Consider the following 21,312-nt stretch of genomic DNA (forward strand, 5'->3'; position numbering starts at 1 on the left):
GGCGAATCAGCGGCGTGCGAGCCTCGCCGCAGGCCCGATATATCGGTAGAGTATGCGGTGCCACGCCTGGCGTGACATATCCGGGGGGATCCGTCGACGCCCGGGCTTCGAGTGATTGCTCAGCCCGGGCGTGCGATGGTGTGCAACGTTTGTGTCACCATCTCTCAGCAAAATCCTCCGCAGACCGCCGCGGTTCGGTAGCCTGGGTGGGACTCGACGCAGATAGCTCGGGCACAACAGAACGGCAATACATGAGTACCCAGGGCACGGTCAAGTGGTTCAACGCGGAGAAGGGCTTCGGCTTCATCGCTCCTGATGACGGCGGCGCCGACGTCTTCGCGCACTACACCGCGATCCAGTCGGGCGGTTACCGCTCGCTTGAAGAGAACCAGCGCGTCGAGTTCGAAGTAGCCCAAGGCCCCAAGGGCCTGCAGGCTGAGAACATTCGTCCGGTCTGACAAGACCCACCGCGCGGTGCACTGCCCCGCGCGCGGCGAGGCGGGATCCGACCATGTCGGCGCGCCCACTCGCCACTTCTCCACGCGAAATCCGCACGGGCAGTTGCTCGTGCGGATTTTCGTTTCCCGTAACTTGTCGGACTCAATGCCGGTATAGCGTCGATTGCGGGCCGAAGGCGACCCTTCCTGATCGCGGACCGATTGGACCTGCCCGATGCCTCCCATTTCTCGTCGCACCGCACTGGCCGCGCTGCTCTCAGCCGCACCGGTACTGATCGCGGGGTGCGGTCTGGAGAAGAGCGCGGCGACTCCGGGGGCGGCATCCACCGCATCCGCCGGCGCGACCGGGAGTGCCGCCGGTTCACCCGCCACCGCCTCGGTCGGCGCCCTGGGCACCGCGGAGTTCGGTCCGACCGGGCGGCACTGGCCCTCACGGACGCCGGCGCTCACCGACACCTTCGACTTCACGATCGAGGTGAACGCGACCTGGGCGGCGATCGCCGACGGCATCAAGCAGGCGATCGCGAAGGCGCCGAAGGGGAAGACGCGCGTTCTGGTCAAGCCGGGCATCCTGCCGGGCTATGGTGCCGGCTCCAGCAAGACGCCGGTGCTCAAGAACGTCGGCAAGACCGGCCTCGCCAATCGCGTCCTCGTCGCCCCGCGCGACGGCGTCGGGACGGTGAGCTTCTCGGACTCGATCCGGTTCGAACTCGTCGCCGGGGTGAGCTTCGTCGGGTTCTGGATCTTCCCCAACTCGATGGTGCTCAGCGCGGTGCAGGACTTCGCGTGGGCATGGTCGAAGGGGCAGGCGTTCAACATCAGCTCGAACTCGGCCGTTCCGACGAAGGACGTCGAACTCGTCGAGTGCGTGACGCCGGAGGCCCGCCTGATCGATGCCGACACCTGGGCGTTCCGCACCGGCGGCCAGCCGTACGAGAACATCTCCGTGATCGGCTGCTACCTCGCTCCGTCGTACAAGGCGGCGGGCTCGAGCGCTCACTGCGACACCCTCCAGCAGTCGGGCGATGAGCTCAAGACAGGGCTGCTCATCCGCGACTCAGTGGTGTTCTCCTCCACGAACGCCGGGTTCATCCCCTCCGGCGGCGCGAGCGGTGTGATGTTCGACCACAGCCTGATGGTCGGCGGCGACCGGATGCTGCTGCGCTACCCGCTGCCGGCGGGGGCGAACGCCTTCACCTCGGGCCTCCCCGCGGCGATCAACGGCGCAGGCTCGGTCGACCAGATGTCGGCGAAGAACTCCACGTTCATCGGCAATGTGCGCGGCAAGTTCCTGTCCGTCGAGAGCACGACCATCACGGCGACGAACCCGCCCGCCGCAACGGCCGGCAAGTTCACGAGCGATCCTTCGCTGTCATCGATCGACGCCGCGTGGCTCGAGTCGCGCAGCCCGATGCCCACCGACGAGCGACTGCGCGCGGCGTGGGCAGCGCTATAGACGACGGGCTCGGAGAGCGGCCTCTCGTGCAGCAGACGGATCCGGTGCGCGTGCACATCGCGTTCGCCGCGGACAACGTCGTGTCCAAGGGCCTCGCGGCCGCGGTGCGCTCGGTGGACGAGAGCCTCGCGCGCTCCGGACGGACGGGTGCGGTGTACGTCGTCGACTGCGGGCTGACCGCGCGATCGCGTCGCAGGATCACGCACAGCGCCGATCCCACGCGGACCCGCGTCGTCTGGCTCAGCGTGCGCGACCAGGCGCAGGAACTCGTCCGCTCGCTGTCCGCAGGCTCGACCCGGCCCTACCCGCCGGCCGCCTACGCGCGCCTGCTGCTGCCCGCCCTCCTTCCGGAGTCTGTGGAGAAGGTCGTGTATCTCGACGCCGACACGATCGTGCGGGGCGATGTCGCTGCGCTGTGGGACGAGGACATGGGTGAGACTCCCCTCTTCGCGGTCGAGGACCTGCCCCTCGACAACGGCAATGCCGCACGGATCGGCCGCACCGTCGACCAGGACCGCTACCCCTACGATCCGCAGGGCGTGTACTTCCAATCGGGCGTGCTCGTCATGGACATCGCGGCCTTCCGGCGGGAGCAGCTGGCCGAGGCGGCATTCGCCTTCCTGCGCGCGTACCCCACGATGCAGTTCCCCGACCAGGATGCGCTGAACGCGCTCCTGGCCGGCAGGACGCGGATGATGGATCCGCGGTGGAACCAGATGGTCGCCGTCTACCGATATCCGGATGCCGCGGCCAGTCCCTTCGATCCGGAGCAGTTCCGCCTCCTGCGCGAGGATCCGTACGTCGTCCACTACTCCGGGAGGCCGAAGCCGTGGGAGCCGGGGTGCGAGCACCCGTGGCTGGCCGAGTGGTTCGCGACCCTCGACCGCACGCCGTGGGCGGGTTGGCGCCCGACCGCGTGGAACGGATTCCTCGAGCGGCTGCCCCGGATCCCGCGCGTCCTCCAGCGTCGCGCACGGACGATCGTGCGCTCGCTGAAGCCGGGCAAGTCCGCGTCCGACGCGGCGACCGGGGCGGCAGCATGAGGCCGCCGCGCTGGCTGCTGGCACCCCTGCAGTCCGAACGTCTCATCCGCGCGGTCGATCGGCTCGCACTGCGCACGCGCGCCGGGGGCGGCGACACCCATGTGCTGATCGCACCGCCCGGTGGCGGCAACATCGGCGATCAGGCGCTCGTCGAGGCGTTCGTCGAGGCGACGGCCGGCCCGGTGCTGGTCGTGGTCCGCAGATCGGGCGACATCGACATCCCCCGCAGGCTGACCGGACGGATGCGTCTCCTGCCGCTGCCGGCGCTCGTGTACGGCTCCGCGATCGGCCACTGGCGGGACGCCCGCAAGCTGGACCGAGCCCTGCGCACGACGGCGTCGGTGAGCATCGTCGGCGCGGACATCGTGGACGGCGCGTACGTGCTGCGGGCATCCGTCAACCGTGCCGGACTGGCCGAGCGGCTGGCCCGTCTCGGGTGGAGTCCGCGCATCCTGGGCTTCAGCTGGAACGCGCACCCGCACCCGGCCGCGGCGGCGGCGATGCGGCGCGCGTCGGCGGCGGGCGTACGCATGCTGCTGCGGGATCCGCTCTCGGCGGCGCGGGCCCGCGATGACGGGATGACGGTCACCGAAACCGCCGATCTCGTCTTCCTCGCCACCACGCGGGAGGACGCTGCGGTGGCGGAGGTCGCCCCGGGACTGTCCGCGGAGACCCGCCTCGCAGTCGTCAATGCGTCCGGACTCGTCGGGGCGGACGACGGGCAGGTGCGCGACTACGCGAGGATCATCGCCGAGCTCCGCGCGGACGGGATGCGGGTCGTCATCGTCCCGCACGTGTCGCGGCCCGGAGCCGACGACCTCCCGCTGTGCCGTCGCATCGCCGCGGAGTTCGCCGAGGATGCATCGGTGTCGGTCGTGGAGCGGCTGCTCGCACCCGCCCAGATCCGGGCGCTGGCCGCACGGGCGAGCATCGTGGTGACCGGTCGCATGCACCTGGCCGTCATGGCCCTGCTGGCCGGCACCCCGCCGATCACCGTCGCCACACAGGGGAAGGTCGAAGGCCTCATGCGGCTGTTCGACTCGCGCGAGCTGTGCGTGCAGCCAGGCGACGGATTCGCCGAACGGGTCGAACCAGTGCTGCGCGGCATCCTGGACGATCCGCTCGCCGCACGGGCGAGGCTGCTCGAGCGACTCCCCGCGGTCATCGCGCTCGCCACGGCGAACGTCGACGGACTCGGGGCCGTTCGCGAGGAGGTGCTGGTCCAATGAGTTCATCCGACCGGCGGGTCCCGCGCATCAACGGGCTCAAGATGTTCGAGGCCGCGCAGCGGCTGCGCGATGCCGGATTCAGCATGATCGCCGCATCCGGATTCGCGTCGTTCGGCCGCGGGAGTCGCATCATGCTGCCGTTCCGGGCCGGCAATCCGCACAAGGTCGCGATCGGATCTCAGGTGCTGATCGGTCCGTCGTCGTGGTTCATGGTGCCCCGGCTCGATGCCCCGGGCGCGGTGATCCACATCGGCGATCGCGTACGCATGAATCAGACATCGATCTCCGCAGTGGAGCGGGTCTCGATCGGCGAGGCGACCGCGCTGGCCCGCGGTGTGTACATCGCCGACCACATGCACGGATTCCACGACCCGAACCTGGCCGTGCGCGACCAGCCGCTCGAGCGCATCGCACCGGTCACGATCGGGCGGGGTGCGTGGCTCGGCCAGAACGTCGTCGTCCTTCCCGGTGTGACGATCGGGGACGGCGCGGTCATCGGCGCCAACAGCGTGGTCACGCGCGATGTGCCCGCCCGTACGGTCGCCGCTGGGGTTCCGGCGAAGGTGCTCAGGAAGATCGACGGATGAGCGCCATCGCCGACGCGCCGCTCGACCACGTGTTCACGTTCTCGTACGAGACCTATGCCGACGCGCTCCAGCGGGGCATGATGCGGCCGCCCGACCGGATCCTGCAGACGCTCATGACCAGTCCCAGGGTGGGCCGGCTGCTCGTCGCCAATCCGTACCGGTCGTTCGTCAGCGAAGCCGCCCGGCGGGTGCGAGGGCGGGGCGGCATCTCGCCCACGGCCCCGCCCCACATCGTGCAGCCGGTGCGCCTCGCGCGCGCCGATGCACGATCACGTCGCAGCCTCGTCGAGGCGTACCGGCGCTACGACGAGCGGCTGCGCCGTGCCGCCGAAGAGCTGGGACTGCAGTCCCCGCGGGTGATCACGACCAATCCGCTGGTGGCCGGGTTCGCGCCGTTCGCGTGGGCGTCGACGGTCACGTACTTCGGCCGCGACGATTGGCTCAGCTCCGAGGCCCGCCGGGCGTACTGGCCGGCATACCGCGCGGCCTACCGGCAGATGCGCGAGGCCGAGGTCGGCGTCGTGGCCGTATCGGAGCAGATCATCGAACGGATCGCGCCGCTCGGACCGCACGCGGTCGTCCCCAACGGCGTCGAGCCCGCCGAATGGACGGGTCCGGCGCCGGACGCACCCGGCTGGCTCGCGGCGATCCCAGGGCCCCGTGCGATCTACGTCGGCACGATCGACACCCGGCTCGACACCGAAGGCGTCGCCGCGCTCGCCGCCTCCCGCCCCGGCGTGAGCATCGTGCTGCTCGGGCCGGTTCCGGACGCCGACTACATCCGTCCGCTCCGCGCCATCCCGAACGTGCACGTGCACCCCGGGGTCGGCAGGGCCGACCTGGTGGCCGCGCTGCGCAACAGCCACGTGAGCCTCCTGGCCCACCGCCGCACGCCGCTGACCGAGGCGATGAGCCCGCTCAAGGTCTACGAATACCTCGCGGCCGGCATCCCAGTCGTCTCGATCGACCTGCCGCCGGTGCGAAGCCTCGGTGACCGGGTGCTGCTCGCACCGAGCACCGCGGAGATGGGCCCGATGCTCGATCGGGCCATCGAGATGGGCGAGGCGACCGAGGCCGAGCGGTCCGACTTCGTGGACCGGCACAGCTGGGCATCGAGGCATCGCGTGATCCTGGACATGACCTGCCGGAGCGTCATGTTACGCCGAGGTGAAGAGTTCTCTCCATCTGTGTGAAGTCTCGCCGCTGAGCTGTCGCGCCCGCCGCGCCCGCCCGTAGTCTGGGGGCCTGGCCCCGCCTCGCCGAGGCCGATGCACCACGTGCTCCACAGACTCCACCCGCTCCACCGCGACCTGTCGGCACTGGACTGACAGGTCCAGCCCGGGTCACAGCCGCCCCAACAATCGTTTCCCGCTCACAGGGACCTTGGGGGGTCGGAATGAGCTCCGTCAGTCAATCGCTGTCCGCACATCGCACGCAGCCGTGGGACTCCGTGGCGCGCGGGGCCGTGCCTCGTCAGCCGCTGACCCTGGCATGGTTCCAGCGCCTCGTCACGGGCATCGTGATCGGCGACTCGATCGCCATCGGACTGTCGCTGATCGCTGCGACCTTCGTCCGCTTCGGCGTCGGACCGTCCGGTCTGCCCGATGCCGCGCCCGGATACACGATCGCCGCCGTCTGCGTCGCCGCCGTCTGGCTCATCGCGCTGTCCGGCGCCAAGAGCCGGGCCAAGCGGATCATCGGGGAGGGCCTGACCGAGTACCAGCGCGTGACCAATGCCACGCTCGTGGCCTTCGGGATCGTCGCGATCTTCTGCTACCTCGCCCAGATCGACTTCGCACGCGGCTACGTCGCGCTGACCCTCCCGGCCGGATGGCTGCTGCTGGTGTGCAACCGGTTCATCTGGCGCAGAGTCCTCTTGAAGATGCGCCGCGAGGGGCGGTGCCTGACCGGAGCGATCGTGGTCGGCCCGGCAGCCGACGTCGAACGCACCGTGAGCGAGCTGAGACGCAACGTGCGGGCCGGCTACCGCTCGATCGCCGTGGCGCTCACCGACCGCCTCGAGGATGCGCCCGCCTCGACGCAGGACTACCTCGCCGCGGTGCCGCATGTGGCGTTCGACGACGTCGTGTCGGCCACCAAGGATTCCCGGGCACGAGCGCTCATCGTCGCCGGCGACCTGCCGGGCGGTCGCGATCGCATCCGCGAGATGGGCTGGGAGCTCGAGAACTCGCGCGCCGAGCTGATCCTCGTCTCACGGCTGACCGATGTGGCCGGCCCCCGGGTTCACCTGCGCCCCGTCGTCGGGCTGCCGATGGTGCACGTCCAGCTTCCCCAGTACACCGGCGTCGCCCACACGGCGAAGCGGGCGTTCGACGTGTTCGCCTCGGCTTCGGCACTCCTGGTGCTCTCGCCCCTCCTCGGCGGGATCGCACTCGCCGTGCGGATGAGCGACAAGGGACCCGCCCTGTTCCGGCAGGAGCGGGTCGGAGTGGGCGGCTCGACGTTCATGATGCTGAAGTTCCGCTCGATGGTCGTGGATGCCGACGCCAAGCGGGCCGAGCTCCTCGCCCTCAACGAGGGCAACGGGGTGCTCTTCAAGCTCAAGGACGACCCCCGCATCACCCGCGTGGGGCGTGTCCTCAGGCGATTCTCCCTGGACGAGCTGCCGCAGCTGTGGAACGTGCTGCGCGGAGAGATGAGCCTGGTCGGACCCCGGCCGCCGCTGCCGAGCGAGGTCGAGCTGTACGCCGGCCACGAGACGCGGCGCCTGCTGTCCAAGCCCGGCATCACCGGCCTCTGGCAGGTCAGCGGACGCAGCGACCTCAGCTGGGAGGACAGCGTCCGACTGGACCTCTATTACGTGGAGAACTGGTCCTTCACGGGCGATCTGATGCTGATCATGCGCACGGTCGTCCAGATGTTCAAGCACGACGGCGCCTACTAGAGGGAGCAGACGATGGCGAAGACGATGATGGTCTGCTCCGGCGGCGGACACCTGAAGCAGCTGTTCACCCTGTCATCCCGACTGGGTGTCGACCCCGAGGACCAGGTCTGGATCACGTTCGAGAACGGCCTCTCCTCTTCGCTCCTGGAGGGCCGCGAGGTGCACTACGCACCGTTCGTGGCACCGCGCGATCTGCGCAACCTCTGGCGCCTCCGCTCGCTGGCATCGCGCGTGATGCGGGAGCACACGTACGACCGAGCGTTCAGCACCGGGTCGAGCCCCGCCGTCGCCGTCCTGCCCATGGCGGCCGCGCACGGCGCGGAGGCGCACTACATCGAGAGCGCGGCCCGGGCGGACGGGCCGTCGATGTCCGGGCGCATCCTGCAGCGCCGGAGGAACGTCCACACCTACACGCAGTACCCGTCCTGGCAGAGCTCGCGGTGGCAGTACGGCGGATCGATCTACGACGGCTTCACCGCCGGCCCGTCGAGCCCAGTCCCCTCGCGCATCCGCAAGGCCGTGGTCACGGTCGGAACCCAGGAGGGGTACTCCTTCGACCGTCTCTACGACGCCCTGGTGCCGCTGCTCGCGGACTGCGACGAGGTGCTGTGGCAGACCGGCTCGCAGGACATGTCCCGCTGGGGCATCGAGGGCCGGGACCGGGTGCCGCACGCGGAGCTCAACGAGGCCGTCCGGGAGGCCGACGTGGTGATCGCCCACTCCGGCACCGGATCCGCGATCACGGCGTTCGAGCAGGGGAAGTTCCCGATCCTGGTTCCGCGGCTCGCCAAGCACGGCGAGCACATCGACGACCATCAGCTGCAGATCGCAGCCGAGATGCAGCGGCGCGGACTCGCGTTCATGCGCATGCCCGAGGACCTCTACGACGATGTGCTCCTGAGCGCGGCGTCGCGGTCGGTTCAGATGGTGCAGGCGCCGCCGATGTCGATCGCCGCCTAGGGCGACCGGTCGGTCAGAGCCGGCGCAGCAGCTTGGCGGGCACTCCGCCGTACAGCGCGTCGGGCTCGCAGTCCGCCGTCACCACGGCGCCTGCCGCGATCACCGTGCCCGCTCCGACGGTGACGCCGGAGAGGATCGTGACGCCCGCGCCGAGCCAGCATCCGTCTCCGATGAGGATCGGCGCCGCGACCGTGGCACCTGCCCGCGCCGAAGACGGACCGAGTTCATGCGTCGTCGGCACCAGCGCGCAGCGCGGGCCTATCCGCACGCCCGATCCGATCGTCACCTGGGCGTTGGCGCCGACCAGGAGCTCGGCGTTGACGAAGACGCCGTCGCCGATCGTGAGGACTGAGGCATCGCCGATGAAGCGGATGCCGGAGAGCACGCGCGCGCGACCGATGCTCGCCCCCGCGCGTCGGAGCAGCCGCGTCCGGCTGGTCGGCGACCACACGCGGGAAGACGCGACAGCCGCGATGAAGCTCTTGAAGCGCATGCGTGCCCGCCCTAGGGGACGAGCGCCTCTTCCACGACGGTCCACGCGGCCGCGGCGATCGCCGCCTGCCCCGCGACTGAGGGATGGAAATGGTCCAGCGTCGAGACCTCGGCTTTGGTGAACTCGACGGCATTGACGGCTCCGCCGTCGGAGATGCACCCCTCGCTCGCGGCACAGGCCGCTGCGATCGCCGCGTTGTCCGCGTCGATCGTCTCCTGGATGACCGCCCGGCGCGCTTCGTCCTCGGGCGCGTCGGAGGTCGCGTTGTCGAGCATCGAGGTGCACGAGGTGCTCGAGTTCCAGGCCTTCACCGCGGTCGGGTCCGTCCTCCCTACCCGCCACAGCTGCAGAAGGTCGGGGATCGACAGGGCGACGACTGTCGCGTCGGGGAGCGCATCGCGCGTGCGCGCCAGGAGGTCGGCGTACCCCGCGGCGAAGGTCTCGGTCGGCGTGATCGCCGACATGCTCGCGGTGCAGATGTCGTTCGCGCCGACCAGGACCAGCACGAGGTCGGCGTCGGAGTCGGTCAGGGCGCGGATGGCGGCATCCCGCGTTCCGATGCCCGCACCGGGGCGCGCGAGCGCCATCGTCTCTGGCGCCGTGCCGCTGAGCTGACCCCAGCGACTGGCCACCGAGTTCACGGCAGGATCGGTGCCCACCGCCCACGAGACCTGCTCGCACACCCCCTGCTCGGCGCATGCATTCACGCCGAGCGACATCGAATCGCCCACGACGGCGATCGTCGAGATGTCGGGCAGCGTCGCACTGGGGGTGGGGGTCGCGACCTGCTCGGGCTCGGCTGCCGTGCAGCCGGAGACGGCCAGCGCAGCGGCGATCACGACAGCTGCGACCAGCTTCCTGCGGCCGAGCCCTCTCATCGGATTCATGTCGTCCCGCCCTTCGCTGCAGCCTGCTCGGCACGGAGGGTGCTCGAGATCTCGTCCGGGCCGATCTCGGCCACCCCGAGGACCGCGGCGGGCGTGTTCTCGGGGAGGTCGGGATCGGACGCGCTCTGGTGCGGAGCCGGGCGGCGAGCCTTGAGGGCGAAGTCGAGGATCGCCTTCATGTCGCGGCGATACGCCGGGATCACGAGGAACACCGCCATCGCCGCAAGTCCGGCGAGGCCGCCGATGAGCACCTGGAGGAGCGCCGGCCACCCGGTGGTCAGCATCACCGCGCCCCACGATGCGGCGAACGCGAACGGCGTCATGAGCACCGGACGCACCAGCGGCGCGCAGAGGTCGGACCAGCCGCGCAGGAACGTCCCGCGGATCGCGACGATGAAGCCGGGCACCAGCATCACGAGCGTGATCAGGCCGTACAGGAGCGCGAGCCCCTCCATGCCGTTCCACCAGATGCCGACGAAGAACATCGCGATCACGATCGGCCGGGTGATCAGCGAGTAGATCAGCTGCCGGTGCGCGCGCCCGAGGGTGATGAACAACCAGCCCTGGACGTTGCCGATGGCCTGAGCCATCCCGGCGATCGCGAGGAGGCTGAAGATCACTGCGGCCTCCTCCCACCCGGGGCCGAGCAGCACGGCGATCAACGGGCCGGCAACGGCAGCGGCGATCGCATACGTGGGAAGCGAGAGGTAGCCGATGATCGACAGCGACCCGCGGATGTAGCGGCGGTATCGTTCGCCGTCGTCCTGAAGCCGGCTGAGGACCGGCAGGGCGACCCGGCCGAGCGGGCCGTTCAGCTGCTGCTGCGGGAGCAGGAACAGGGCGTATGCGCGCGAGTACTGGCCGAGCGCGGCGGGCCCGAGCTGCTGGCCGATGATGACGTTGTCGAGGTTGCGTGCGGCGTAGTTGAGCAGCTGCACGCCGAAGATGCTGCCGCCGGTGGTGATCAGGGGAATCACGTCGCGCCCGAGCCGCGGCCTGCCCCACTTGGGCTTCGCGGCGATCCAGAGCGCGATCAGGCGGTACACCTGTCCCGCGCCGGCGAGGATGACCAGCGACCACACCCCGAAGCCGAGCACCGCGGCGATCAGCGAGAGCACGACGCCCACGAGCATCGCGACGATGTCGATCATCGCGAGCGTGCCGAAGCGGAGGTCGCGCTGGATCGATGCCTGCAAGGGCATGGCGAGGCCGTTCAGCAGAAGGGTCGGCGCCACGGCCAGGGTCAGCACGAGCAGCTGCGGCTCTCCGTAGAGGGCCGCGATCAGCGGCGCGCAGGCGGCGATGACGACCATCAGCCCGCCCCCGAGGAGGGCGGAGAACCACAGGAGCCCCGACCACTGGCGCTGCGTCAGCGTCCGTGCCTGCAGGATCGCGCCCGTCATGCCGAAATCGCGCACGAGGTCCGCGACGCCGACGATCGCCATGATCATGACGACGAGGCCGAAGTCGCTCGGGTCGAGCAGTCGCGCCAGCAGCATCGTGGAGACGAGCTGGATGAGGGTCTTCAGCCAGAGACCGCTCGCCGTCACTGCGGCACCGCGCGACGCCGTGTGGCCCAGGTTCTTCAGTGCAGGATTCTTCACCGCAGGGCTCTTCGCCGCGGCCTCCGGAGCCTCGGGTGCCGGCGGGGAAGTCGGCGCGGTCATGCGTCCACCAGCGTCCTCGAGGACGCGTCCCGAGACCAGCTGACCGAACGGCCGCGTCGCAGGGCTCGGCGCGCTCGCATCCGCGGCACCGCATAGCCGTACACGTAGAACGGCAGGGCGAACCAGAGCGACGGACGCCGGGCGACACGGCGCAGCAGCTTGCCGTAGCGCGAGCCGGCGGCATCCTGCGTCGCAAGCTGCACTTCCCGGGGAAGGGACTGGTTGCCCACTTCGATGCGTGTCGCGCGTCGCACATGGGTCTTCATGTCCTTCGGGGCATAGATCGTGAAGGTGTGGCCGCTGAGAGTGGTGCGCTCCTCGGGCAGGAACCGCTGCTGAACGAAGCGATCGTCGGCGATGACATCCGGGAACGCCGCCCAACGCTCGCGGCCGGCACCGTTCACCGCGTAGATGCCCGAACCGACATGTGCTGTTCGACGGTAGTCCGACTCCGCCCAGATGCGCTGGAACTGGCGGACCGCGAACGACGACCGCGAACTGTCGACGATCATGCCGGGTGCCGCCACGCGCGGCGTCGAGCTGTCCCCGAGCACGCGCGCGAGCGCGCGCAGGGTGGCCACGTCGATGCGGACGTCCGCGTCGAGGTACACGCGCGGGAGGATGGATGCCGCAGCGTCGCCGGCGTTCAGCGCGGCGATCTTCGAGGCCTCCGCGATCTCGATGACCCGGATGCCGGCGCCCGCCGTCGCGGCGTAGTGCGCGGTGTCGTCGCTGCATCCGTTCGCCACGACGATCACCTCGAACTCCCCTGCGGTGGCCCCATCGAACGTGTGCCTGAGGGTGCGCGCGATGAGCGCACCCTCATCGTGCGCCGGGATGACGATGCTGAGCGTCGGCGTCATGCAGCGACCCGTTCGACCGCGAGCGTCCCCGCCTCCCGCTCAGCCCGTGCCCGCAGCGCGGGCGGACTCGACGTGATCAGCCATGCGCCGATCGCGAAGAGGATGCACAGCACGAAGAACGTCTGGTAGAAGCCGAACGCGTCGTAGAAGAACAGCGCCGCCGTGTACCCGGCGCCCGAGACGACGATCGCGAACCCCAGGAACCCGAATCGCGGGTCGTGCTTCGCGACGGTGACCGTCCACCGCAGGATCATGATGAGCGGGATGAGGGTGAGCGCCGCGACGCCGATGACCCCGACCGCCCCGGTCTCGAGCATCGAACCGAGGATCTGGTTGTCTAGGATGTACGCGTTCTGGTCGTCGCCCACCACGATGCGGCTGCCGACGCCGGTTCCGAAGAACGGTCTCATCACATACAGAGCCAGCGAAGGACCGAGGTCGGCCAATCGGCCGGCACCTCGGAATCCGGGTGAGGTCTGCTGCGAGGCGATGAGCCCGTCGACGTCGAGGAACGAGAGCAGAAGCGTGTCGAAGACCTTCGGCACGGCCAGGAATCCGATGACGAGGGCAGGCAGCCCGAACGCAAGCAGCAGCAGGCCGAGCCAGGGTCGGAGGATGAGCGTCAGGATGAACATGACCGCAAGGACGATGACCGCCGTCCGCGACACCGCCGAGAGCACGCCGCCGAGCAGGAACACGGTCGCGATTCCGTACAGGATGCGCCGGCTGAGCTCGTTCCGGGGCCATTTCCCGTACTTCGCCAGGTAGATCGCCAGAGGGATCAGCATGCAGAGCATCACCGACAGCGCGATCGGGTGCTGGGCGGAGCCGTACGAGCGGTAGCCGCCCGCGCGGAATGCCTCGCCTTCCTCACGCAATGCGATCAAGGGGAGGAACGAATCCAGCCGCAGGAAGATGTTGACGCGGGTCGCGCGCTCCACGATCGCGAAGAACGCGACGAGGGTGCCGCACCACACCAGGCCGGTGACCAGACCCATCACGATCGTCTCTTTGGTCAGCAGCTGCCGTACGACGTAGAACGTCGACAGCAGGATCGCGTAGTTGACGACCGCTCCCACGGCATCCGAGGCGAGTCCCTGCTGGACCAGTTCGGTGCCGTTCATCGGGATGGAGATCACGAGACTCGCGAAGAAGATCCCGATCGGCCAGCCGAATGCCACGGGCTGCCACGTGCGCTTCTTGTCGACCAGGAGCGCGCCGAGGATGACCAGCACGAGCAGCACCAGGATCACGCGGTACGGCTCCAGTGCGAAATCCAGCGGAATCGGCAGCGACCAGCGTCGCACCGGGATGAACATGATGATCGCGACCAGGATCACCAGTCCGCCTGTGAACGAGAAGATCGCCTTGCGCCCGAGGTACAGGATCGCGACGCCGATCATGACGCCGCCCGCGACGATCGGAGGCAGGAAGAGCACGCTCACTGTCGCGATCGCGGCAAGCACGACCACGGCGGCGACCTGCCTCCCGATGGAGAGGGTGGTGCCCTCTCCATCGGGAGCGGCGGCCGGGCGCGTCGGGTCGGCCGCGGTCGCGTCGCGGGTGTCCTCGGTTGAGGGGAGGAGTGTCACGACGCGCCGATCAGCCGACCGGAGCGGGTTCGCGCTCCTCGGAGTCCTCGTCGACGGTCGCCTCCGAGTCACTCCGCTTCGCACGTCGGGTGCGCGTGACGAGCTCCTCAGGAGCCTCGTCGTCGGCTGTGTCCGAGTCCTCGGTCACGGTCGCCTCGGGCTCATCGCCCTTCGCCGCCTTCTTCTTCGCACGGCTGGACTTCGCGCCGGCGATGATGAACGCCGCCGCGACGAAGAGGAAGAAGACGCCCAGGAAGGCGACGACGACCGGGATCATCGGGTTGCTGCCCTCGACCGCCTTCGGCGGCGTGGTGTTGATCACCGTCAGCACGACCCGATCGGTCGGCGGGATCTGCTGCTCATCCTGGTCGGCGACCACCTGCGTGAGGAACGAATCCGTCGCGGTCGTGGCGATGGCCTCGGCGCGATCCGGGATGGTCGACGTTCCGACGACCTCGATGATCGGCAGGCTGTACCTGCCGGGGAACGCCTCGTCCCCGCCGGGCTGCGTCGTGCGCCGCAGCGCGGTGAGCGCCTCGGTGTCATCGAGCTGGCCGACCGCGTCTTCGACAGAGCTGCGCATGTCCGCGCCGCTGACGAGGTACGCGTAGATGATGGCCTTCGAGGTCAGATCGACATCCGTCGGCTGGGTCTGACCTTCGACGAGCGGCTGACCCGGGATGACCGCCTGATACAGCGGCTGGGTCTGACTGCTGATCATGACCGTCGTGCTCGAGTTGTAGGTCTGCTCTGCTCTCGGTACGACTTCGCCGCCCTCGATCTTGAATCCTGCGAAGAAGCCGGCTGTCGCCGCCACCAGGATCCCGATCAGGAGCAGCCACTTGCTGTTCCAGAGGATTTGAAGATACTTAGGAATTTCCATTGTTCACTCCCGTAACGCCCCCACGGGCGAGTGATGGATTCGCCGCCGTGGCGCTGGACGAGAAGAACTCACCTGGTCGGTGAGATTGATCCCCACACTCATGATGAGCGACGAACAATCCGAGCGTGTTGCCGGATTGTTAATGGCTGACGACAATTCGGTGGAAGGATGCCGATCGCCTTGCATCGGCGGCGCCGCCCCGTTCACAGTGGAGGAAAGGGTCACGAGAAGCTCACGTGACCCGATCAGCAGCTGGGGGGCGGCATGAAGATTCTCGTATCGTTTCCGCATGCGCTCGGCGCGCCCGGGATCGGATGGACCGCCTGGAATCAGGTGAACGAACTGGTCCGGCGCGGGCACGACGTCACGGTCGTCGCGGCGAGCACCGCCCGCCCCGTCGCCGGTGCGGACGTCGTTCAGAGCCTCTCCGTCGCGGGGCGACGCATCCCGCACCGCTCGATCGGGCGCGATCGGGCGTTCGCGTGGCACGATCGCGTCGCGCAGCGCACGTATGAGAAGGTGCGTCCCGACGTCGTGCACCTCTGGCCCCTCGCGCCGGGGCTGACCGCGGCCGCCGCGAGCGCCGGCGGCGCCGCCGTGGTCCGCGAGGCGCCGAACACCCACACGGTGCACGCATGGCGGGTCGTCGAGGAGGAGGTCCGCTCCCTCGGGCTCGTAGGCGCGGTCTCCACCGCGCACACCGCCGACGCGTCCCACCTGCGCATGGAGCAGGCGGAGTGGGATGCCGCCACCGGCGTCCTCGCACCGTCCACGGTCGTGGCCGAATCCTTCGTGGCCGAAGGGTTCCCAGCCGAGCGGATCTTCCGCCATCAGTACGGCTTCACCCCGGGCACCCGCCGGATCGAGGCGCGCGGCGCCGGCAACCGCCCGCTGCGCGCCGTCTACGTCGGGCTCGGCGAGCCCAGAAAGGGCCTGCACTATGCGCTGCGGGCCTGGATCGACTCCGATGCGAGCCGCGACGGCACCTTCACGATCGTCGGTCGCATGATCCCCGCCTACGCGGAGCTTCTGGCCGGCGAGCTCGCCCATCCCAGCGTCCGCGTCGTGGGCTTCTCCTCCTCGGTCGGAGCCGCGCTCGCGGCATCCGACGTCCTCCTGCTGCCGACGATCGAGGAGGGCAGCGCCCTGGTCACCTACGAGGCCCAGGGAGCCGGCTGCGTGCCCCTCGTCTCGAGTGCCGCCGGCGCGATGCTGGACGACGGGGTGCACGGCCTCATCCACGAGCCCCGCGACGTCGCCGCACTGACCGGTCACCTCGATCTGCTGTCCGAGGATCGAACGCGCCTCGCCGAGCTCTCCAGCGCGGCGATCGCACATGCCCCGGAGCTGACCTGGGAGGCCGCGGGCGCGCGGCTGGAGGGCGCGTACCACGCGTCCCTCGCGGTTGCCGGCTCGTCCTCCTCCGCCCACCTCGCGAAGGGGGGTGTGGATGCCGTCTCCGTCTGATGTGACCGTCATCGTGTGCACGCGCGATCGCCCTGAGATGCTGCAGGGCGCGCTCGAGGCGATCCATTCATCCACGCCGCCCGAGACCAGCATCCTGGTGGTGGACAGCGCCAGCAGCACGTCCGAGACCCGCGACGTCGCCGCAGCGGCCGGCGTCGGGTACGTGCGCTCCGGCAAAGGCCTTTCGGTCGCGCGGAACGTGGGCATCACCACCGCCGACCGCCCGATCGTGATCTTCACCGATGACGACTGCCGGCCGACCGAGGGCTGGGTCGAGAAGCTCATCGCCCACTTCGACGAGGATGCCGTCTCGGCCGCGACCGGGCGCATGCTCGACCACGCCGTCTCGGCGGATGCCCCCTACCACCGCCAGACGAGGTACACGAGGCCGCTGTCCGGCATCGACGCCGGGCACGGGGCCGTCATGGCGTTCCGGCGCGAAGTGCTCCTGCGGCTGGGCGGCTTCGACGACCTGATGGGGGCGGGGCAGCGGATGGCCGGCGCCGAGGATCTCGACATCTTCATCCGGATCCTGCGCGGCGGAACGGGCATCGTGCACGACGGAACGTGCGTGGTGCTCCACGCGAACACCCGCGTCGGCGACGCGTACGTGGCGTTGCACCGCGGCTACGGGCGCGGACTGGGAGCCCTGGTCTCGAAGTGGCTCCGCACCGACCCCGCGTTCGGCGTGAGTGTCGGATGGCGACTGAGCGGGCGCACGATCGTGCGGATCGCACGGGCGCGGCTGGCCGGCAAGCGGGGCGACCACGACCTGGCGATGCTGATGGGCATGATCGACGGCATCCGCGCCACCTGGCGCACGCCGCTGATCGGCGAGCGTTTCGTGCCTCCATGGCAGAGCGGCGGCATCCCCGCACTTGTGACGATCGCCGCATCCGCGGCGCGAGAGGAGCCCGCATGACGGATACGCAGACCCCACCGGTCAGCGTCGACCTCATGCGCACCCTTGACGAGAAGCACATGGCCACGAGCCTCGCCTTCGAGGCGATGCACACGGCCGGTGTCTTCGTCGTCGACGGCGCGCCACTGACGCAGGCCGACGGAAGCATCGATCGAGACCGCGTGATCGCGGCCGTGACCCAGTCGATGGGGCGCATCCCGGAGCTCGGCAAGCGTCTGATGCCCTCGCCGCTCGGCCTGACGGCGCCCGCCTGGGTGCCCGACGAGGACTACGACATCGCGCAGCACGTGCACTTCGCCGACGGCATCGACGACCTCACCCCGGAGTCGATCAAGCGGCTCGCGGGCGTGAACCGGCCTCCGCTCGCGCGGAACAAGCCGCTGTGGGACATGACCGTCACCCGGCTCAACGACGGCGACATCGCGTGCGGGTTCCGGCTCCACCACGTCGTGGGCGACGCGAAGTGGGCCTTCGACAGTCTCACGCTCGTGACCGATCCCGACCCCGTGCCCGAGCCTACGCCCGAGAGCACTCCGGTGCGGGCGCCACGCACATCCCTGACCATTCCGGTCCACGCGGCCGTCGCCTGGGTCAGGGAGCAGCCCTCTCTGCGCGCCGGATGGGCGGAGTACTGGCGCAAGCCGATCGTCAAGCGCGCCAAGCGGATGGGCGGGCGCAACACCCGATTCCTCAAGGAGTGGGTGATCCGCCGCAAGAACCTGCGCGAGTCGTACCTGCCGCCCACGACGGTCACGTTCTTCTCCCTGGACGCGTCGACCAGCGCCCGCGCGGCGGCCAAGCTGCGCGGATCGCTCAACGACCTCCTGGTCGCCGCGGCGATGCGCGCCGTGGACGACGACGATCTCGGCATCGACGTGTTCGTGCCGGTCTCGCGCCGCACCAAGCATGATCGGCAGATCCGCAATCACGTCCTGCTGACCCGGGTGCACGGCGCCCCGGGCGTCGAGCTGACCGAGCTCGTCCCCGAGGTGCGACGCCAGGTCGTCGCGTTCTCACGCGGGACCGAGATCGAGACCATGCCGGAGGGCCGGGCGATCGGCTACGCGACGATCGTGCCGTGGGCGGACCACAAGCGATATCTCGCCGGTGCCGAAGTGCGCAATCTCATCGCCCTGCCGGCATCCGATCCGCGCGACGAGTTCTCGGTCTTCGCGTCGACGTACGAGGGCGTGCTCAACGTCACCGTGGCCGGCCGTGCCGAACTCGACGTCCAGCGCTCGGCAGATCGCCTGCAGCAGCTGATCGAGGATCTTGCCGCGAATCGGAAGGCTGCCGAGTGAACCGCTATGCCACCGCACTGCTGTCGGTGATCGACCCGCGCGTGTACCTCCACGGGCTCCGCGTGCTGCACTTCTACGGGTACGCGCACGTGTCGCAGGTGCGGAAGCTGGACCGGGGCCCCGACGTCACCTTCGCGCCGAACGTGTCCTTCCGGAACGCGGAGCGCATCACGATCGGCGGCGGCACGCACATCGGCGAGTACTCCACGATCTGGGCGGGCAACTCGGTCGGCCGGATCACGTTCGGCGAGAAGTGCCTGCTCGCTCCGCGGGTGACCGTCACCGCATCGAACTACGGCATCGAGCAGGGCACCCCGGTGATGGACCAGCCGAAGATCGAGAGCGACATCGTGATCGGCTCGGGCAGCTGGCTCGGCGCGGATGTCGTCGTGCTCGCCGGGGTCACGATCGGGGCCGGAGCGATCGTCGCGGCGGGAGCCGTGGTGACCCGCGACGTGCCCGCGAACGCGATCGTGGGCGGAGTGCCCGCGAAGGTGATCGGCACCCGTCCCCTCCCCGAGCAGTCGCTCGCCACGGCAGGGGCTGCATGACCGCCACCGTCGATGTCATCATCGTCAACTACAACACCCGCGATCGCACGCTCGAGTGCATCGGATCGGTCCTGGACCAGCGCCTCCCCGCTCACCGGGTGATCCTCGTCGACAACGGCTCGACCGACGGCAGCGTGGAGGCGATCTCCAGCGCGTATCCCGAGGTGCTCGTGGTCGATGTGGGCGAGAACGTCGGGTTCGCGCGCGGGGTCAACCGCGGGGTCCGTGCCGGTCATGGCGAGTTCGTCCTGCTCCTGAACCCCGACGCGACGGCGTTCCCGGGGTCGCTCGAGGCGCTCCTGCGGTTCGCGCTCGCCCATCCGGAGCACGGCGTCTACGGTGGCCGCACGGTCCGCGAAGATGGTTCGCTCGACCCCTCATCGTGCTGGGGAGCGCCGAGCCTGTGGTCGCTGCTCTGCTTCGCGACCGGCCTGACGACCGTCTTCCGCGGCTCCCGCCTGTTCGATCCGGAATCCCTCGGCGACTGGCGGCGCGACAGCGTCCGCGAAGTGCCGATCGTGACCGGATGCCTGCTGCTGGCCCGCCGCGCGGACTGGGAGCTGCTCGGCGGGATGGATGAGCGGTTCTTCCTCTATGGCGAGGACGCGGAGTTCTCCGCGCGCGCCTGGAAGCGCGGATTCCGCCCGGTGGTCGTGCCGGATGCGGTGATCCAGCACGACGTGGGCGGATCGACCGGATCCAGCGGCCGCAAGATGGCGATGGTCATGGCGGGCAAGGTGACCTACCTGTGGGCGGTGTGGCCGCGACTGCTCGCCGTGATCGGCATCCTGCTGCTGCAGGCGGGATCCGGTGTGCGCGGCGTGCTCGAGATCGCGACCGGCTCACGACGCCGCACCTGGCGCGACGTGTGGGGTCTGCGCGGAGCGTGGCGACGCGGCTACCCGCGCGCCGAGCGCACCCTGTTCGGACGGACCCCGCCGCCGGGCTCCGTCCGCCCCAAGGCTCCTCGTCCCCTTGTGGTCCAGGCTGAGCCCGCGTTCCGCACCCAGCGCGCCAACCCCTACAACCGCGACCTCTACCGCGCGATGCAACGCCGCGGCGCGCGGGTGGGCGACCTGAACTACTGGCACATGCTCTTCCGCCGGACCGACGTCGTGCATCTGCATTGGCCCGACCTGTCCTTCCTCACCGGGCCGCGCCGTCTCATCCACATCACGCGCCTGACCCTCTTCTACGGCACACTGGCACTCTCACGCCCGCGCGGCACGGTCATGGTGTGGACCGTGCACAACGTGTCATCGCACGAGGAGCGCTCCTCCCGCCGTATCCGGTCGGCGGCGCATCGGCTGCTGATGCGCAACATCGACGGCATCCTGGCCCTCACCGAGGGCGGGCTCACGGCCGCTCGCGCCGCGTACCCGGAGCTCGCCGCGACGCCCGGCGCCGTCACCAGGCACGGTCACTATCGCGACGCCTACGACTTCTCGATCTCCCGCGCGGAAGCGCGCGATCGCCTCGGCCTGCCGGCTGACGCGAAGGTCGTCGCGTCGGTCGGGCAGATCCGGGATTACAAGAACGTGCCGCATCTGGTGCGCACCTTCCGGGAGACCGACGCGGATGCCGTGCTCATGGTGTCGGGCAGCGCGCCCAAGCCGCTGGCATCCCAGATCCGCGCCACGGCCGGCGAGGACCCGCGCGTGCGGCTCGATCTGCGGTTCCTCCCCGATGACGAGCTGCCGACGCTGCTCGCGGCCGCCGACCTCGTCGTGCTGCCCTACCGTCGCATCCAGAACTCCGGCTCGGCGATCCTCGCCCTCTCGGCCAACAGGCCCGTGCTGGTCCCGGATCTCGGGGCGATGCGGGAGCTGCAGGCCGACATCGGCGGTGAATGGGTCCGTCTGTACGACGGCGAGCTCGGGGCCGACGACCTGCTCGCGTCCCTGGACTGGGCATGCGCTCCGATCCGCGAGGAATCGGTGGATGTGTCCTCGTACGACTGGGATGCGATCGCGCTCAGCACGATGGACGCGTTCGAGGAGTTTCGCCAAAAGTCACGAGCGCGAAATACAGGCTCCGTACTGTGAACC

General features: G+C 69.6%; 19 protein-coding genes. 13 read left to right on the forward strand and 6 right to left on the reverse strand.

Annotation, left to right across the window (positions count from 1 at the left end):
- Positions 1-251: 251 nt before the first annotated feature.
- The 8 genes from BM349_RS01200 (at position 252) to BM349_RS01235 (ending at position 8,638) form a co-directional block, all read left to right on the forward strand.
- Positions 252-458, forward strand: a complete 207-nt coding sequence (locus BM349_RS01200; RefSeq protein ID WP_091485579.1) for a cold-shock protein — start codon at positions 252-254, stop codon at positions 456-458.
- 214 nt (positions 459-672) lie between these two features.
- Positions 673-1,914: a hypothetical protein gene (locus BM349_RS01205; RefSeq protein WP_091701419.1), complete on the forward strand. Its 1,242-nt coding sequence runs from the start codon at positions 673-675 to the stop codon at positions 1,912-1,914.
- 26 nt (positions 1,915-1,940) lie between these two features.
- On the forward strand, positions 1,941-2,957 hold the full coding sequence (locus BM349_RS01210) for a glycosyltransferase family 8 protein (protein WP_175525148.1): 1,017 nt from the start codon (positions 1,941-1,943) through the stop codon (positions 2,955-2,957).
- The gene (locus tag BM349_RS01215) at positions 2,954-4,186 is read left to right on the forward strand and encodes a polysaccharide pyruvyl transferase family protein (protein ID WP_091701426.1); all 1,233 of its coding nucleotides are present in this window, start codon (positions 2,954-2,956) and stop codon (positions 4,184-4,186) included. The genes BM349_RS01210 and BM349_RS01215 overlap by 4 nt, the downstream gene beginning before the upstream one ends.
- Entirely contained in the window at positions 4,183-4,773 is a 591-nt protein-coding gene (locus BM349_RS01220) for an acyltransferase (RefSeq protein WP_091701429.1), read from the forward strand. The genes BM349_RS01215 and BM349_RS01220 overlap by 4 nt, the downstream gene beginning before the upstream one ends.
- Positions 4,770-5,966: a glycosyltransferase family protein gene (locus BM349_RS01225; protein ID WP_091701431.1), complete on the forward strand. Its 1,197-nt coding sequence runs from the start codon at positions 4,770-4,772 to the stop codon at positions 5,964-5,966. Before BM349_RS01220 ends, BM349_RS01225 begins: the two co-directional genes overlap by 4 nt.
- 203 nt (positions 5,967-6,169) lie before the next feature.
- A complete protein-coding gene (locus BM349_RS01230) occupies positions 6,170-7,678 on the forward strand; it encodes a sugar transferase (RefSeq protein ID WP_091701434.1) in 1,509 nt (502 codons plus the stop codon).
- A gap of 12 nt (positions 7,679-7,690) precedes the next feature.
- Positions 7,691-8,638, forward strand: coding sequence for a glycosyltransferase (locus tag BM349_RS01235; protein ID WP_091701438.1), 948 nt, complete (start codon positions 7,691-7,693; stop codon positions 8,636-8,638).
- A gap of 13 nt (positions 8,639-8,651) precedes the next feature.
- Here BM349_RS01235 and BM349_RS01240 read toward each other — a convergent pair whose 3' ends face one another.
- From BM349_RS01240 to BM349_RS01265, 6 genes are read right to left on the reverse strand one after another with little or no spacing between them, the layout of a single operon-like run.
- Entirely contained in the window at positions 8,652-9,131 is a 480-nt protein-coding gene (locus BM349_RS01240) for an acyltransferase (protein WP_091701443.1), read from the reverse strand.
- Positions 9,132-9,142: 11 nt separating this feature from the next.
- Positions 9,143-10,018 (reverse strand): SGNH/GDSL hydrolase family protein, encoded by an 876-nt coding sequence (locus BM349_RS01245; protein ID WP_091701448.1) that lies wholly within the window; start codon positions 10,016-10,018, stop codon positions 9,143-9,145.
- Complete coding sequence (locus BM349_RS01250; protein WP_091701452.1) at positions 10,015-11,685, reverse strand: lipopolysaccharide biosynthesis protein; 1,671 nt, start codon at positions 11,683-11,685, stop codon at positions 10,015-10,017. Before BM349_RS01250 ends, BM349_RS01245 begins: the two co-directional genes overlap by 4 nt.
- Positions 11,682-12,548 (reverse strand): glycosyltransferase family 2 protein, encoded by an 867-nt coding sequence (locus BM349_RS01255; RefSeq protein WP_091701456.1) that lies wholly within the window; start codon positions 12,546-12,548, stop codon positions 11,682-11,684. The genes BM349_RS01250 and BM349_RS01255 overlap by 4 nt, the downstream gene beginning before the upstream one ends.
- The gene (locus BM349_RS01260; RefSeq protein ID WP_091701460.1) at positions 12,545-14,140 is read right to left on the reverse strand and encodes an O-antigen ligase family protein; all 1,596 of its coding nucleotides are present in this window, start codon (positions 14,138-14,140) and stop codon (positions 12,545-12,547) included. The genes BM349_RS01255 and BM349_RS01260 overlap by 4 nt, the downstream gene beginning before the upstream one ends.
- Before the next feature lie 10 nt (positions 14,141-14,150).
- Entirely contained in the window at positions 14,151-15,023 is an 873-nt protein-coding gene (locus BM349_RS01265) for a YveK family protein (RefSeq protein WP_091701464.1), read from the reverse strand.
- A gap of 264 nt (positions 15,024-15,287) precedes the next feature.
- Between BM349_RS01265 and BM349_RS01270 the strand changes: the two genes are divergently transcribed.
- From BM349_RS01270 to BM349_RS01290, 5 genes are read left to right on the forward strand one after another with little or no spacing between them, the layout of a single operon-like run.
- Positions 15,288-16,490: a glycosyltransferase family 4 protein gene (locus BM349_RS01270; RefSeq protein ID WP_091701469.1), complete on the forward strand. Its 1,203-nt coding sequence runs from the start codon at positions 15,288-15,290 to the stop codon at positions 16,488-16,490.
- Positions 16,474-17,412 carry a glycosyltransferase family 2 protein gene (locus BM349_RS01275; RefSeq protein WP_091701471.1) on the forward strand — a complete coding sequence of 313 codons (939 nt, stop codon included), beginning with the start codon at positions 16,474-16,476 and terminating at the stop codon, positions 17,410-17,412. Before BM349_RS01270 ends, BM349_RS01275 begins: the two co-directional genes overlap by 17 nt.
- On the forward strand, positions 17,409-18,713 hold the full coding sequence (locus BM349_RS01280) for a wax ester/triacylglycerol synthase domain-containing protein (RefSeq protein WP_175525149.1): 1,305 nt from the start codon (positions 17,409-17,411) through the stop codon (positions 18,711-18,713). Before BM349_RS01275 ends, BM349_RS01280 begins: the two co-directional genes overlap by 4 nt.
- Positions 18,710-19,264, forward strand: coding sequence for an acyltransferase (locus BM349_RS18875; RefSeq protein ID WP_091701478.1), 555 nt, complete (start codon positions 18,710-18,712; stop codon positions 19,262-19,264). Before BM349_RS01280 ends, BM349_RS18875 begins: the two co-directional genes overlap by 4 nt.
- A complete protein-coding gene (locus tag BM349_RS01290; protein WP_091701480.1) occupies positions 19,261-21,309 on the forward strand; it encodes a glycosyltransferase in 2,049 nt (682 codons plus the stop codon). The genes BM349_RS18875 and BM349_RS01290 overlap by 4 nt, the downstream gene beginning before the upstream one ends.
- Positions 21,310-21,312: the final 3 nt, after the last annotated feature.

Origin of the sequence: Microbacterium sp. cf046 (assembly GCF_900114345.1) — a bacterium.
Classification (GTDB): domain Bacteria; phylum Actinomycetota; class Actinomycetes; order Actinomycetales; family Microbacteriaceae; genus Microbacterium.